The 14,860-nt window shown below is 70.1% G+C and carries 13 protein-coding genes; 4 read left to right on the top strand and 9 right to left on the bottom strand.

The features are described 5' to 3' along the window. The first annotated feature begins 38 nt into the window (after positions 1-38). The 3 genes from BR07_RS0109445 (at position 39) to BR07_RS0109435 (ending at position 2,657) form a co-directional block, all read left to right on the top strand. Positions 39-1,304, top strand: a complete 1,266-nt coding sequence (locus BR07_RS0109445; RefSeq protein WP_027505239.1) for an FAD-binding domain-containing protein — start codon at positions 39-41, stop codon at positions 1,302-1,304. Between the two features lie 162 nt (positions 1,305-1,466). Beyond that, positions 1,467-1,970, top strand: coding sequence for a DUF3237 domain-containing protein (locus BR07_RS0109440; protein ID WP_051613212.1), 504 nt, complete (start codon positions 1,467-1,469; stop codon positions 1,968-1,970). 3 nt (positions 1,971-1,973) lie between these two features. Further along, positions 1,974-2,657, top strand: coding sequence for a TetR/AcrR family transcriptional regulator (locus tag BR07_RS0109435; RefSeq protein WP_027505237.1), 684 nt, complete (start codon positions 1,974-1,976; stop codon positions 2,655-2,657). On the opposite strand, the gene BR07_RS0109430 is transcribed toward BR07_RS0109435, so the two are convergent. From BR07_RS0109430 to BR07_RS0109420, 3 genes are read right to left on the bottom strand one after another with little or no spacing between them, the layout of a single operon-like run. Continuing rightward, positions 2,647-3,273 (bottom strand): hypothetical protein, encoded by a 627-nt coding sequence (locus BR07_RS0109430; protein ID WP_027505236.1) that lies wholly within the window; start codon positions 3,271-3,273, stop codon positions 2,647-2,649. The two genes, BR07_RS0109435 and BR07_RS0109430, sit on opposite strands and share 11 nt — an antisense overlap. 2 nt (positions 3,274-3,275) lie before the next feature. Further along, positions 3,276-4,565: a histidine--tRNA ligase gene (hisS, locus tag BR07_RS0109425; protein ID WP_027505235.1), complete on the bottom strand. Its 1,290-nt coding sequence runs from the start codon at positions 4,563-4,565 to the stop codon at positions 3,276-3,278. After that, positions 4,562-5,230 (bottom strand): MBL fold metallo-hydrolase, encoded by a 669-nt coding sequence (locus BR07_RS0109420; protein WP_027505234.1) that lies wholly within the window; start codon positions 5,228-5,230, stop codon positions 4,562-4,564. The genes hisS and BR07_RS0109420 overlap by 4 nt, the downstream gene beginning before the upstream one ends. 191 nt (positions 5,231-5,421) lie before the next feature. Here BR07_RS0109420 and BR07_RS0109415 point away from each other — a divergent pair, with 191 nt between their 5' ends. After that, entirely contained in the window at positions 5,422-6,294 is an 873-nt protein-coding gene (locus tag BR07_RS0109415) for a peptidylprolyl isomerase (protein WP_027505233.1), read from the top strand. A 98-nt stretch (positions 6,295-6,392) separates the two neighbouring features. Here the strand turns inward: BR07_RS0109415 and BR07_RS0109410 are convergent, their stop codons facing one another. From BR07_RS0109410 to yajC, 6 genes are all read right to left on the bottom strand, one after another. Beyond that, a complete protein-coding gene (locus BR07_RS0109410; RefSeq protein ID WP_231476268.1) occupies positions 6,393-8,894 on the bottom strand; it encodes a RelA/SpoT family protein in 2,502 nt (833 codons plus the stop codon). 95 nt (positions 8,895-8,989) lie between these two features. Further along, positions 8,990-9,550 carry an adenine phosphoribosyltransferase gene (locus BR07_RS0109405; RefSeq protein ID WP_027505231.1) on the bottom strand — a complete coding sequence of 187 codons (561 nt, stop codon included), beginning with the start codon at positions 9,548-9,550 and terminating at the stop codon, positions 8,990-8,992. Further along, positions 9,547-11,268, bottom strand: a complete 1,722-nt coding sequence (locus BR07_RS0109400) for an ABC transporter substrate-binding protein (protein WP_027505230.1) — start codon at positions 11,266-11,268, stop codon at positions 9,547-9,549. The genes BR07_RS0109405 and BR07_RS0109400 overlap by 4 nt, the downstream gene beginning before the upstream one ends. Position 11,269: 1 nt before the next feature. Then, positions 11,270-12,478 carry a protein translocase subunit SecF gene (gene secF, locus BR07_RS0109395; RefSeq protein ID WP_027505229.1) on the bottom strand — a complete coding sequence of 403 codons (1,209 nt, stop codon included), beginning with the start codon at positions 12,476-12,478 and terminating at the stop codon, positions 11,270-11,272. 3 nt (positions 12,479-12,481) lie between these two features. Then, positions 12,482-14,227, bottom strand: a complete 1,746-nt coding sequence (gene secD, locus BR07_RS23970) for a protein translocase subunit SecD (protein ID WP_051613210.1) — start codon at positions 14,225-14,227, stop codon at positions 12,482-12,484. A gap of 182 nt (positions 14,228-14,409) precedes the next feature. After that, positions 14,410-14,814, bottom strand: coding sequence for a preprotein translocase subunit YajC (gene yajC, locus BR07_RS26555; protein WP_081821185.1), 405 nt, complete (start codon positions 14,812-14,814; stop codon positions 14,410-14,412). Positions 14,815-14,860: the final 46 nt, after the last annotated feature.

Genomic DNA, 14,860 nt, shown 5'->3' with positions numbered 1-14,860 from the left:
TCTATCGAGGTGTCAACTCTTCGGTAGTGTCGGTGGACATGGCCCTCCTCCCGTCTCCCCCGTCACCTGCGGACGGCGCCCGGTCCGACGATGTCGTCGCCTGGGTCGCCGAGCACCTCGGTGACCTCACCCTCGAAGAGCCCGAGGAGATCCGGGCGGGCGGTCTGCGCGGCGGACAGTCGGCAGCCGACGCCGCTCTCGCGAGCCTGGACATCACGGGCTACGCCCGGTCCCGCAGCACGGTGGAACCGCCGTCGCGGCGCGGGGCGAGTCGCATGTCGCCGTACATCCGGCACGGCCTGCTCACGCTGAGCGAGGTGTGGGACGCGGTGGCGGACGCGCCGACCCGCGACCGGTCTCGTTACCGCGACGAGTTGCTGTGGCAGGAGTACGCCCGCCACCTGTACGCACGGGTGGGCTCGCACCTGGGGGCGTCACTCACGCGCGAGCAGCCCCGTCCGGCCGTCTCGGCGCACGACACCTGGTCGGACGATCCGTGGCCGGCCCGGATGCGCTGCATGGAGTCCGTCGTCGACGAGCTGCACGAGGACGGGTGGCTGGTGAACCAGACGCGCATGTGGCTGGCGTCGCAGTGGGCCGTGCGGGCCGGCGCGACATGGCGGGACGGCGAGGACGAGATGTTCGCCCATCTCCTCGACGGCTCGAGGGCGGCCAACCGACTCGGCTGGCAGTGGACCGTCGGTACCGGCAGCGGCAAGGTCTACGGGTTCAGTCGCTGGCAGGTGGAGAAACGCGCACCCAGCCTGTGCCGATCGTGCGCGCTGTCGTCAGCGTGTCCCATTCAGGACTGGCCGACGGCCGCTCTCGGCCCGTCGGTCGACGGACCGAGCCTGGCCACCGGCGATACCCCGGCCGGCCCCGCGGACACCGTGGGTGAGGACGGCGACGAGGTGTGGCTGACGGCGGAGTCGCTCGGCAGCGCGGATCCGGCCCTCGCGGCCGACGACGCCCGCCCCGCGGTGTTCGTGTTCGACGAGCCGCTGCTCCGACGGTTGCGATTGTCCGGCAAGCGACTGGTCTTCCTCGCCGAGACACTCGGCGAGCTCGCCGCCGTCCGGCCTCTGGAGGTACGGCGCGGACGGGTCACCGAGGAGCTCGCCGGACGGCGCCTCGCCGCGACCCACGCCCCGGTACCGGGGTGGGCACGCATCGCGGCCGCCCTCGATCCGGTGGAGGTGCACCCGTGGCCGTGGTTGGTGCGTCCGACCCGATCGTCGGTGCGGTCGTTCAGCGCGTGGCGCCGGGCGTCGGAGCGGGGAGGGCGGAGCCCGGCCGGGAAGTAGGCGGGGAGGCCGGAGGCCGGCCGGGAAGTAGGCGGGGAGGGCGGAGGCCGGCCGGGAAGTAGGCGGGGAGGGCGGAGCCCGGCCGGGAAGTAGGCGGGGAGGGCGGAGCCCGGCCGGGAAGTCGGCAGGAGGGCACCAGGTGGATCGGATACGGTCGAGCGCGTGACCGAAACCACGGACCCGTCCGCGTCGATCGAACCGACCGCTCCCACGCTCGAGCCGCTGCTGCGCATCGTGTTGCGCACCGCGGATCCGGTGCAGCTCGGCGACACTCCCGTCGGCGCGGAGTCCGTGGCACCCGTCGTGGGTGGTGTGCTGAGTGGGCCCGGGGTCGAGGCCGTCGTCCGCGCCGTCGGTGCCGAGCACGCCCACGTCCGAGCGGACGGATCGACCACGTACTCCACCGACCTGTTGGCCGACGTCGAGTCGGACGACCCGGGCGCCGTGATGCGGTTGACGCTGAACTCCGTCCGCTTCGGATCGGCCGAGGTCGTCGAGGCCCTCGATCGCGGGGAGGACGTCGAGTCCGCGCTCTACTACTTCCGCGGCACCCTCACGGTGTCCACGTCGATCCGGACGCTCGCCTACCTGAACAGGGCCGTGATCGTCACCTCCGGCTCGCGTCAGGGCACCCAGTCCGTGGTCGACGCGTTCCTGGTCACGTAGTCGATGACCACCACCGGTGCCGGGCGTCCCAGGCTCACCACCCGTAAGCGACCGGGAGCCACGGCGCGGGAGGAGATCCTCGACGCGGCTGCGGAGCTGTTCACGACGCGGGGTGTCACCAGCACCTCCACCCGCATGATCGCCGACGCGGTCGGGGTCCGGCAGGCGTCGCTGTACCACCACTTCGCCACCAAGGACGACATGCTCGCGGCGCTGCTGGTGGGGACCGTCGACGCACCCCTGGCCTGTGCGCAGGCGCTGCGTGACGCCGCGGCCGACGCTCCGAGCGCGCTGTATGCCCTGGTGTGGTTCGACGCGGACCAGCTCATGACCTCGCGATGGAACCTCGGCGCCCTGTACCTCGTCCCCGAACTGCGCAGCGCACGGTTCGAACAGTTCCGCACTCGTCGCTCCGACCTCATGGCGCTCTACGCCTCGCTGTCGCGGGACGCTCTCGTCGACATCGGCACGCTGGTGGTCTCCGAGGAACTCACACACCTCCCGTTCCGCATCGTCGAATCGGTGATCAGCGCCCGGTCCGATGCGGAATCGACGCAGCACTCCCTCGCGACGCCCGACACGATCGCCGACGCCGCGGTGCGCGTGCTGGGGTGGACGGGCTCGACGGCGTCGCTGCGTGACACGGCCACGACACTGCTCGACGCCGCTCGGCCGATCAGTCGGTGAGAGCCGCGACCTCGGCGTCGGTGAGCACGGTCGCCGGGGCTCGCCCGGACGTGCGGACCACGTCGATCGCCCGATAGAGCGGGCGCTCCGACAGCCCGGCCTCGCGGGCCTCGGCGCGAAGCTGGGTCACCAGTACCGACGACAGCGCCAGAGCCGACGCGAGCGGGGACGAGGCCAGTCCGTCCGCCACCGCGCGCAGCGCGATCGGCTGCAGTTCGCGACCGCCGTCGGTCGTGTACATCGCCACGCCGACCGTGACGTCGCCGGACGAGTCGCCGACACGGATCAGCACCTGGCTGACGCGCGCGACCCGCACGAGGACCTCGACCTTCGTCGCGTCCGACAGGTTGACCCGTCGCACGCGGAACGACCCGCGCCGGCTCACCACACCGTGATCGATCCACACGCGTCTGCGGCCGCCCGACACGACGGCGAACCCTGCAGTGGCGACGAGCGCAGCTCCCAGAGCGACACCGACGTACGGCGAGATCAACAGTCCGGCGACGACACCGAGCACGGCACCGACCACAGCGAACACCGCACCGGCGACGCGGAGCCGCGGAACGATGAGCTCCGGCGGCACCAGATCGAGCGCCACCAGCCCTCTGTCGGCCATGGTCAGCTCACTGGCGACAGCGTGGCACGCACGCGAGCGGTGGCCTCGGACAGCGGGATCGACGACTGCTCGCCGGTCGCCAGGTCCTTGAGGCCGATCTCTCCGGCCTCGAGATCGCGATCACCGAGCACCAGCGCGAGGCGGGCACCGGAACGGTCGGCACCCTTCATGGCGCCCTTCATTCCGCGGTCGCCGTAGGAGAGGTCCACGCGGACGCCGGCGGCCCGAAGTTCCCGGGCGATCACCGCGAGACGCAGCTTGGCCTCCGGACCCATGGGCACGCCGTACACCTCGCACCGGGCCGTCGACGCGGGCGCGACGCCCTCGGCCGCGAGAGCGAGCACCGTGCGGTCCACGCCGAGACCGAAACCGATACCCGACAGGGGCTGCCCGCCGAGCTGCGCCATGAGGCCGTCGTACCGTCCACCGCCGCCGATGCCGGACTGCGCACCGAGACCGTCGTGGACGAACTCGAAGGTGGTCTTCGTGTAGTAGTCGAGACCGCGCACCATGCGCGGATTGACCACGTACGGCACGCCCATCGCGTCGAGATGGGCGCGGACGGTGTCGAAGTGGACGCGAGCCGACTCCGACAGGTGGTCCATCATCAACGGTGCGTCGGCCGTCATGTCACGGACGTGCGGTCGCTTGTCGTCCAGGACGCGGAGCGGATTGATCTCGGCGCGGCGACGCGTGTCCTCGTCCAGCTCGAGACCGAACAGAAAGTCCTGCAACAGCTCCCGGTACTGCGGGCGGCAGGTCTCGTCGCCGAGCGAGGTGAGCTCGAGCCGGAAACCGGTGAGACCGACGCTCCGGAACCCACTGTCGGCCACGGCGATGACCTCGGCGTCGAGCGCAGGATCGTCGACCCCGATCGCCTCGACGCCGACCTGCTGCAGCTGCCGGTACCGACCGGCCTGGGGGCGCTCGTAGCGGAAGAACGGGCCGGAGTAGCTGACCTTCACCGGGAGCGCTCCGCGGTCGAGGCTGTGCTCGATGACCGCGCGCATCACGCCAGCGGTGCCCTCGGGTCGCAGCGTGACACTGCGGTCACCCTTGTCGGCGAAGGTGTACATCTCCTTGCTCACCACGTCGGTGGACTCACCCACGCCGCGTGCGAACAGCGCCGTGTCCTCGAAGATGGGGAGCTCGATGTGGCCGTAGCCCGCCGCCCGGGCAGCGGCGGTGAGACCGTCGCGCACGGCCACGAAGGTCGCGGAGTCGGGTGGCAGGTAGTCCGGGACGCCCTTGGGGGCGGCGAACGGCTGGATGCGCTGTGTGTCGCCGGTCATCGCACACCACCGAGTCCCACGAGGAACGGGTTGCTGCCGCGTTCCGCGCCGATGGTGGTGGACTCGCCGTGTCCGGGCAACACGGCGGTCTCGTCGTCGAGGCACAGCAGGTGCTCGGCGATCGAGGCGAGCAACTGCTCGTGATCGCCGCCGGGCAGATCGGAGCGGCCGATCGATCCCGCGAAGAGCGTGTCCCCCGAGAAGATCACCTGCTGCTCGCCCCCGTCGAGACGGAAGACGACGGAGCCACGGGTGTGACCGGGCGTGTGCGCGACGGTGACACCGAGTCCGGCCACGTCGAGAACGTCGCCGTGCGCCAGTTCCACCACCGTCGCGGGCTCCTCGAAGGTGGAGTGCGCGATCAGCGGCGCCAGGACCGGGCCGATACCGGACGCCGGATCGGTGAGCATGTGGCGGTCGTCGGGATGCACGTACAGGGGAATGTCGAAGCGCGCGCACACCGGCGTCGCGTCCCACATGTGATCGAGGTGGCCGTGCGTGAGGAGCACTGCGATGGGCGTCAGGCCCGCGTCGTCGAGGAACGAGTAGAGCGGCGCCGCGGCGTCCTGGCCGGGATCGACGACGATGCAGTCCGTCCCCTCGTCCCGACTGACGACGTAGCAGTTCGTCTGGAACATGCCGGCGGGGAATCCGGTGACACGCACAGTGAAGGACTCCTCATGCTTTGCGGTGCAGCGATCCGCGATCGGACGAATGCCACCAGCGTAGGCGGTGCGACCGGGCGCCCCGGAACGTGGGGCAGGCACCTCGGCCGTCCACCGGGTCAGGTGCCTCTCAGGGAAGCCTGGCACACTTCTGCTGCTCACCCGCTCCAGCGAGAAGAGGAACGCCAACCGTGCCGACGAACGAACAACGACGTGACGCTGCCAAGCGCAAGCTCGAACGCCAGCTCGAGAACCGTGCCGCTCGGGCGCGACGACGCAAGCAGGCGACCATCGCCGCCGCCGTCATCGGACTGGTCGTCGTCATCGGCGGCGTCGCTGTCGCCATCGGTGTGACACGCGGCGACGACGACACCGCCGTCGAGGCCTCCGACTCCCCCACCAGCGAGAACGCGACCCCGGAGGGCATGCTGCCCGCCGGCCGCTCGGAACCGCTGCCCGAGACCGTGAGCTGCTCCTACCCTGCGGGCGGCACTGCCGCGAAGCCGGCGAACGCTCCGCAGACCGAGAACGTGCCCACCACGGACGACAACGTCAGCGTCAGCATGGACACCTCGCAGGGCCCGATCGGCCTGTCGCTGGACGCCACGAAGGCGCCGTGCACCGTGAACAGCTTCGCCTCGCTGGCCGGGCAGAACTATTACGACGCCACTCCCTGCCACCGTCTGACCACGGCCGACAGCCTGAAGGTCCTGCAGTGCGGTGACCCGACCGGCGCCGGAACGGGCGGCCCGGGCTACCAGTACGCCAACGAGTTCCCCACGGACCAGTACGCCGACGATCCGGCCGCGTTGCAGTCGCCCGTCCTGTACCCCCGCGGAACCATCGCGATGGCGAACGCCGGCGCCGACACCAACGGCAGCCAGTTCTTCCTCGTGTTCGGCGATTCGCAGCTGCCCCCGAACTACACGGTGTTCGGCACGATCGACGAGACCGGCCTCGCGACGCTCGACAAGATCGCCGCAGCGGGCGTCGAGGGTGGCGCGCAGGACGGTGCGCCGGCTCTCGCGACCACCCTGAACACGGTGCGGCTCGACCTGGCCTGACGGCTCACCCCGCACACTTCCGCGAGTACGCCGACAGTGTCGTGATTCCGGACGGGATCACGACACGTCGGACGTACTCGCCGGGGGAGTGTCGAGCTCTAGGCAGCCGAGGTCAGGCGATACACGTCGTAGACACCCTCGACGTTGCGGACCACGTTGAGCACGTGGCCCAGATGCTTGGGATCGCCCATCTCGAAGGTGAACTTCGAGATGGCGACCCGATCGCCCGAGGTGGTCACCGACGCCGACAGGATGTTGACCTTCTCGTCGGCCAGCGCCTTCGTGACGTCGGAGAGCAGACGGTGGCGATCGAGTGCCTCGATCTGGATCGCGACGAGGAACACCGACGACGGCGACGGGGCCCACTCGACCTCGATCAGCCGCTCCGACTGCGTCTGCAGCGACCCGGCGTTGGTGCAATCGGTGCGGTGCACGCTCACCGAGCCACCGCGGGTGACGAAGCCCATGATGTCGTCTCCCGGCATCGGGGTGCAGCACTTCGCCAGCTTGGCGACGACGCCGTCCGCACCCGACACCATGACCCCTGCGTCGCCGACGCGGCGCGGACGGGTGGGAATGGTGGACGGGGTGGACCGCTCGGCCAGTTCCTCCTCGACATCGCCGACACCGCCGAGGTGAGCGACGAGACGCTGCACGACGTGCTGCGCCGAGACGTGGTTCTCCCCCACCGCGGTGTAGAGAGCCGAGACGTCGACATACCGCAGCTCGTGCGCGATGGCCGACATGGACTCGCCGTTCATCAAGCGCTGCAACGGAAGTCCCCCGCGCCGCACCTCCTTGGCGATGGCGTCCTTGCCGGCCTCGAGCGCTTCCTCGCGACGTTCCTTGGCGAACCACTGGCGGATCTTGGTCTTCGCACGCGGCGACGCGACGAAGGTGGCCCAGTCGCGGCTCGGTCCGGCCGTCGGGGCCTTCGAGGTGAAGACCTCGACCACCTCGCCGTTGTCGAGCTGACGCTCCAGTGCGACGAGGCGCCCGTTGACGCGGGCACCGATGCACCGATGCCCCACCTCGGTGTGCACGGCGTAGGCGAAGTCCACGGGACACGATCCGGCGGGCAGGGTCACCACGTCGCCCTTGGGGGTGAAGACGAAGATCTCCTTGACCGCGAGGTCGTACCGCAGCGACTCGAGGAACTCCCCCGGATCCGCGGCCTCCCGCTGCCAGTCGAGCAGCTGGCGCATCCACGCCATGTCGTCGAGCTCGGTGGCGTCACCGGAGTGACGGCCCTTCGTCTCCTTGTATCGCCAGTGCGCGGCAATGCCGAACTCGGCGGTGCGATGCATGTCGCGGGTGCGGATCTGCACCTCGAGAGGCTTGCCCTCGGGACCGACGACCGTGGTGTGCAGCGACTGGTAGACCCCGTAGCGCGGCTGCGCGATGTAGTCCTTGAACCGTCCGGCCATCGGCTGCCACAGCGAGTGGACCACGCCGACGGCGGCGTAGCAGTCCCGGATCTCGTCGCACAGGATGCGCACGCCGACCAGATCGTGGATGTCGTCGAAGTCGCGGCCCTTGACGATCATCTTCTGGTAGATCGACCAGTAGTGCTTGGGCCGACCCTCGACCACGGCACTGATGCGGGAGGCCGACAGGGTCGCGTTGATCTCGGCGCGCACCTTGGCGAGATAGGTGTCGCGTGACGGGGCCCGGTCGGCGACGAGGCGCACGATCTCGTCGTACTTCTTGGGGTGCAGGATCGCGAACGCGAGGTCCTCGAGTTCCCACTTGACCGTCGCCATGCCGAGGCGGTGCGCGAGCGGTGCGATGACCTCGAGGGTCTCCTTCGCCTTGCGCGCCTGCTTCTCCGGCGGCAGGAAGCGCATCGTGCGCATGTTGTGCAGCCGGTCGGCCACCTTGATGACCAGCACCCGCGGATCCCGCGCCATCGCGATGATCATCTTGCGAATGGTCTCGCCCTCGGCGGCGGTGCCGAGCGCGACCTTGTCGAGCTTCGTCACGCCGTCGACGAGATGGGCGACCTCGTCGCCGAACTCGGTGCGCAGCTGGTCCAGCGAGTAGCCGGTGTCCTCGACGGTGTCGTGCAGCAGCGCCGCGACGAGCGTCGTGGTGTCCATTCCCAGCTCGGCCAGGATGTTGGCGACCGCGAGCGGGTGCGTGATGTACGGGTCACCCGACTTGCGCATCTGCGTGGCGTGCCGCTCGTCGGCCACGTCGTACGCGCGCTGCAGCAGCCCGAGGTCCGCCTTCGGGTACATCGACCGGTGGGTGCCGGCCAACGGCTCGAGCACCGGCTTGACCGCGGTGTTGCGCTGCGCGGTGATGCGGCGGGCCAGCCGCGCACGAACGCGCCGGGACGCGGACGACGGCGCAGTGGGGGTGGCGGAGGAGGGTGCCGGATCGGGCACGGGCTCCGCGGCGGGTGCGACCGGCTCCGGTGTCAGGGCATCGGTGCGCGCTGTCGGATCGGCAGGCTCCACCCTGGAGGGCACGGGCTCCGTCGCGGCCTCGTCAGCAGCAGCGTCGGCAGGCAGGACGGCGTCGGACGGCAGGGATTCCCCCGCGGCAGGCGGCACTGCTGCGGATTCCTCGGCGGTACGACCGATGTATCGCGTCATGATCGACACCTCCTCAGCTGCTCGAGAGACCCGACTCTATCCGCCGTCACCGGAGCGCACAGCGCACGCCCTCACATCTTCTCGAGGTCGGATGCTCAGACGACGCCCAATGTCGTGAGCGGTCCATGCTTCCAACGCTCGCGGCCGCCCAGAACTTCCACCTCGAGAACGACGGCGGCACCCACCACGATCGCTCCGCACCGCGTCAACAGTTCGGCGGCGGCCTCGAGTGTGCCGCCGGTCGCGAGCACGTCGTCGACGACGAGTACGCGGCGCCCCTCGAGCGCGATGCCCTCGGCGGAGATCTCGAGCTCCGCCGTGCCGTACTCGAGTTCGTACGACTGCCGGTGCACCGGCGGGGGCAACTTCCCCGCCTTGCGGACGGCGATCACGCCGGTGTTCAACGCCAGCGCGACGCCGGCACCGAGAAGGAAGCCGCGCGCGTCGATACCGGCCACGACGTCGGCGTCACGGCCCGCCTCGGCGAGCGAGTCCACCACGGTGCGCAGCCCCTCCGCGTCGGCGAACACGGGCGTGAGGTCGGCGAAGCGCACTCCCGGCGTGGGGAAGTCGTCGGCCCAGCGCGTCAACCGGGCGACGACGTCCGATCCACCGGGTGCGCTCGTGGTGGGGCTGCTCGATCCGGGTGTACTCATCCGACGAGTATCCACTTGTCCATGTTCCAGCCCGCACCCGCGACCGTCGGGTTCGACTCCACACCACGCATTCCGGACGCCACCGCGGTGACGCGCGGCGCGTTGTAGAGCGGGAGGGTGGGCATGTCGGTCCACAGGATGTTCTCCGCCTCGACCGCCGCGGAGAGCACGGTGGCGTCGGACTGGTCGACGGCCAGGCGATCGATCAGCTCGTCGAGACGCCCGTTGGCGTAGCCGCCGACGTTGACGCCCTGTCCGCCGCGCAGGGCGAAGCGACCGGGATCCGCGGAGGACGTGCCCGACGCTCCCGCCTGTCCGGCGGTGGAGGCCAGGACGGCGTCCACTTCCCCGGCGCGCAGAGCGAGCGGCGAGAAGGTCGGCGACGACGCGTCCACGATCTCGATGCCGAGAGGTGCGCAGGACGATGCAATGGCGGCGACGACGGCCGCGCGGCGCTCGTCGGGCCCCAGGTAGCCCACACGGACGACGGGGTCGGTCAGACCCGCTTCGGCGAGACCCGCGGTCACCCCGGCGACGTCCGCGGTGCGGTACCGCTCCGCCGCGGTGGCCGCCACCGAGCGGTAGGGCAGCGTCGCGGGAAGGGTGGTCCGGCTGTCGACGATGCCGGACCCGCGGCCGGTCTCCGCCTCGTATCCGGGGTGGCCGTGCTGCGCGTACAGCTCGCCGCGGGGAACGCATGCAGCGAAGGCGCGGCGTGCGGCCGGGTCGACGAAGACACCGGACGTGGCCATGGTCAACTGCTCGACGCCGAAGGACGGCTGAGCCGTCGACGTGAAGCCGTCGGGAGTCGCCGTGCCGCCGTCGGCGTCGACGACCTCGATGTCGCCCGATGCCGCCTTGGCCGCGATGTCGGCGCCCTTGGGCCACACGACGACACGATCCGTGGCGGCGGGAACACCCCACCACCGTTCGTTGGGAACGAGCGCGAGACCGTTCTCGACCGAGTACGACTCGATGCGGAAGGGCCCGGACGACACGAAGACCGCCGGGTCGACGGTTCCGACGTCCTCCCCCTCCGCCGGGGTGAGGTTCCATCCGGTGTTCCAGACGTCCGCGATGCGCCGCAGTGCGTCCTGGTCACCGCCGGCGAGGGTGCTCACGACGTCCGGCACGCCGGCGATGCGGGCCGCGACGTGTGCGGGCATCATCGTCCCGGCGCCGAAGAGGGACTGCCACTCGACGTACCCGCGTCCCGAGCGGAACGTCACGGTCGCGACCTTGTCCGCGGGAGCGCAGTCGATGCGTTCGATGTCGGTGTAACCGGCGGTGGACGCGGCGTCGAAGAGCGGCGCTCCGTCCGCGGCTGTCCGGCCGCTGCGTGCGGCCCACGCCAGCACGAGGTCGTCGCACGTCATCGGCACACCGTCGGACCACACGGCGGGCGCGGCGAGCGTGTAGGTGACCACCTGCTGCTCGCCGGGTACCTCCACGGCCGTCCCGATGTCGGTGTCGCTCACGGCACCGCCGCTCGGGGCGGTGAGCGCGAATCCGGGCAGCACTCGCGAGAAGGCCTGCGGCGCAGCCGAGACCGATCCGGCGACGGTTCCGCCGTTGTAGGTGGTGACGGTGTTGTCGACGGCGTAGCCGATGGACGGGATGCGGGTGTCCTCGTCGCCGCACGCCACGAGTGTCGTGGCCGTGATCGCGGCGAGCGCCGCGACGGCGACGCCTGTCCTGACCCCTGACGACGCACGCATGTCAGCTCCTCCGCTTGCCGCGCTTACCCGTCGGGCGTGCGCCTGCGCGGGGCGCCGCGGCCGCAGCGCGTGCGGTCTTGGCCGGAGCACCCGTTGCCGTTGCCGTGGCGGTCGCCGTGCCCGTGGCGCCGGCCGGAACCGCGCTCTCGGCGCGCGGACGCGTGGTGCCCTCGCGCTTCGCGAGCACCTTCTTCGTGTGCGCCGCGACCGGGCCCCACCGTTCCTTCAGCGTGACCACCAGCGGGGTCGCGAAGAAGATCGACGAATAGGCGCCGATGACGATGCCGACGAGCTGGACCAGTGCGAGATCCTTCAACGTCCCCACACCCAGCAACCAGACCGCGATGACGATGAGGGCGATGACAGGGAGCACGCTGATGACGGTGGTGTTGATCGAGCGCATCAGCGTCTGGTTCACCGCGAGGTTGGCCTGCTCGGCATAGGTGCGCCTGTTGAGGTGCAGGATGCCGCGAGTGTTCTCCTCGACCTTGTCGAACACCACCACGGAGTCGTACAGCGAGAAGCCCAGAATGGTCAGCAGTCCGATGACGGTCGCCGGAGTGACCTCGAACCCGACCAGCGAGTAGACACCCGCCGTGACGAGGATGTCGAAGAACAAGGCCGCGATACCGGCGAGCGCCATGTCCCGCTCGTACCGGACGGCGATGTAGATGCTGACGATCACCAGGAACACCACGAGCGCGATCAGCGCCTTGTCGGTGATCTGGGAACCCCAGGTCTCACTGACGTCGGTGAAGGAGACCGCATCGCGCGTGGCCTCGCCCTCCGCGTTGGCGGGCTGGAACGCGTCGAACAGGGCCGTCTGCAGCGCGGACGCCTGCCCCTGGTCCAGCGACTCGGAGCGGATCTGCACGGTGGCGCCGGATCCGGTGCCCACGGTCTGGACGGCGACGGCGTCCTGACCGAGGGTGTCGGTGTAGATCTCCTCGACCTGCGCGGTGTCGACGCCCTGCGGAGCCGGGAACTGCACGCGCGTGCCGCCCTCGAAATCGATACCGAGCGTGAAGCCGCGGACCGCGATCGACAGCAACGACACCAGCACGAAGGCCGCGGTGACGCCGTACCAGAGGCGACGGCGTCCGATGATGTCGAATGCGCCGGTGCCCGTGTAGAGCCGCGACAGGAGTCCGCGACCGGCCTCGGGTGCGTCGGGAACGGTGTCCTCGGTGGTGGTGGTCGTCTCGGCCACGGGTCAGGCCTCCTTGCTCGGGCCGGCGGCCGCGGTAGCAGCATCGCGGGTGGTCTTGGCGGCGGCAGCGCGTTTGCGCGCGCGGGCGATCTCCTGGACCGCACCGAGACCGTTGATCGACGGCTTGGACCAGAACTCGGACCGCGAGGCGAGATTGACCAGTGGCCACGTCACGAGGATCACGATGACGATGTCCAGCAGGGTCGACAGGCCGAGCGTGAACGCGAAGCCGCGCACCTGACCGACGGCGAGCACGTACAGCACCGCCGCCGCGATGAAGCTCACCGCGTTGCCGGACAGGATGGTGCGCCGCGCACGGGCCCAACCACGCGGAACCGCCGAGCGGAAGCTGCGGCCCTCGCGTATCTCGTCCTTGATGCGCTCGAAGAACACCACGAACGAGTCGGCGGTCATACCGATACCGATGATCAGACCGGCGATGCCGGCGAGATCGAGCGTGAACGAGATCCATCGACCGAGCAGGACGAGGATCCCGTAGATGGCGACCAGCGACAGCACCAGCGACAGCGCCGTGAGGATGCCGAGCATGCGGTAGTAGAGGAGGCAGTAGATGAGGACGAACACGAGGCCGATGGCGCCGGCGATCAGGCCTGCCTCGAGCGACGCGAGTCCCAGCGTCGCCGACACTGTCTCCGCCTCGGAGGCGGCGAACGACAACGGCAGCGATCCGTACTTCAGCGTGTTGGCGAGCTCGCGGGCACTGTCAGCGGTGAAATTGCCGGTGATCTGCGTGGCGCTGCCCGCGGGGGTCGCGCCCTGGATGACCGGTGCGCTGACGACCTTGGAGTCGAGGGTGAACGCGGCCTGCTTGCCGATGTTCGCCGACGTGAACTGAGCCCAGGTGTTGCCACCCTCGGTGGTGAAGCTGAGGGAGACGACGTTGCGGGACTGCTGGGTGTCGAACTGCGAGCTGGCGTCGGCGATCTGCTGTCCGTCGATGATCGACGGCTCGAGGATGTAGACCGCGGTGCCGTCCGTGGAGCAGGCGACGAGCGGCAGGGCCGGATCGTCGTTGCCCTGCAGGGGGTCGGGCGCGGAGCAGTCGATCGTGGCCATGGCCTGCTGCTGCACTGTCGGGTCGGTGCTCTGCCGCTGCGCCTTCGCCTCGGCGATCGCGTCGGCGGTCTCGTCCGCCGACGACGCGGGCGGGGCGGCACCGGGCTCGGAGGCGGAGGTGTCGGACGGCGCGGGTGTCTCGGACGGGGCGGGGGTGTCCGTGGGGTCCTGCGCCGGGAAGGGGCGGTTCTGCGGCGCCGGTGTCGCCGGAGCCGTGGTGGCCGCAGGGTCGGCAGCCGCGGGGTCGGCAGCGGGGTCGGTCGCCGCGGGAGCGGGAGTGCCCGCCGGAGTGGGGGCCTGGGACGTCAGCACGGGGCGGATGTACAGCCGGGCCGTCTGACCGAGTGTGCGGGCCTGCGAGCTGTCGTCGCCGGGAACCGTGATGACCAGGTTCTGACCGTCGACGACCACCTCGGAGCCGGAGACACCGAGACCGTTGACGCGGGTCTCGATGATCTGCTGCGCCTGACGCAGGCTCTCCTGGCTCGGGGCGCTGCCGTCGGGCGTGCGCGCGGTGAGCGTGACGCGTGTTCCACCCTGCAGGTCGATGCCCAGCTTGGGAGTCGGGGACTTGTCACCGGTGAAAAAGACCAGGACGTACACGAGGGCGATGAAGACGCCGAACACGGCGAGATACCGCACCGGATACGAGGATCCGCTGGATGGGGCCACGGTGAGTGCTTCTCCTGAGTGAGACGGACCGGCTGGAGGAGACGGACCTGCTGCTGGTCGGACGGGGGTGGAGCGCGGCGGCGGCGGGCGTCACGGACGGCCGGAGCCTGACCGACCGTACCCTCTCCACAACGACGCACCGCCCCCGAGGACGACCTCGGGGGCGGTGTATCCGCTTTGTCTCACTCCTTGGTGAGTCGTGCCTGCGATCGGCCGTCGTCCGCTCCGCCGAGGCCGTTCTCCAGGCTGTCGACGCGCGATCCGGCGTCGCTGTGGTCCTCGAAGTCGCTGGTCGGAGCGGCGTTCTCCGCAGCCGACTCGTCCAGCTCGTCCTCGTCGGGCAGCACGTCGCGCACGACGGCACGCGACCAGGTGGTGATGATGCCGGGAGCGATCTCCAGGTCGACGGTGGTCTCGGTGAGTCCGTCGACGAGGCCGTGCAGCCCGGACGTGGTCAGGACGCGATCACCGATGGACAGCGCTTCCTGCAGCTCGACCGTCTTGGCCACCTCACGCTTCTGGCGGCGGATGCCGAGAAACATGGGCACGAGCAGGGCGAGAACGAGAAGCGGAAACAGCAGTTCCATCAGAAACGTCAATCCTTAGATCTTGGGACTCGGAACCTTCAGTGTG

Origin of the sequence: Rhodococcus sp. UNC23MFCrub1.1, assembly GCF_000686025.1 — a bacterium.
Taxonomy (GTDB): Bacteria; Actinomycetota; Actinomycetes; order Mycobacteriales; family Mycobacteriaceae; genus Rhodococcoides.
Note: the sequence above shows the minus strand (reverse complement) of the source record. Positions and strands in the feature narration are given on the sequence as shown.

Bases quoted from the DNA above. Each gene is read 5' to 3' on its own strand.
- BR07_RS0109435 (WP_027505237.1), top strand. From the start codon at position 1,974: ATGACCACCACCGGTGCCGGGCGTCCCAGGCTCACCACCCGTAAGCGA.
- BR07_RS0109410 (WP_231476268.1), bottom strand. From the start codon at position 8,894: ATGACGCGATACATCGGTCGTACCGCCGAGGAATCCGCAGCAGTGCCG.
- hisS (WP_027505235.1), bottom strand. From the start codon at position 4,565: ATGACCGGCGACACACAGCGCATCCAGCCGTTCGCCGCCCCCAAGGGC.
- BR07_RS0109405 (WP_027505231.1), bottom strand. From the start codon at position 9,550: ATGAGTACACCCGGATCGAGCAGCCCCACCACGAGCGCACCCGGTGGA.
- yajC (WP_081821185.1), bottom strand. From the start codon at position 14,814: ATGGAACTGCTGTTTCCGCTTCTCGTTCTCGCCCTGCTCGTGCCCATG.
- BR07_RS0109400 (WP_027505230.1), bottom strand. From the start codon at position 11,268: ATGCGTGCGTCGTCAGGGGTCAGGACAGGCGTCGCCGTCGCGGCGCTC.
- BR07_RS0109430 (WP_027505236.1), bottom strand. From the start codon at position 3,273: ATGGCCGACAGAGGGCTGGTGGCGCTCGATCTGGTGCCGCCGGAGCTC.
- BR07_RS0109445 (WP_027505239.1), top strand. From the start codon at position 39: ATGGCCCTCCTCCCGTCTCCCCCGTCACCTGCGGACGGCGCCCGGTCC.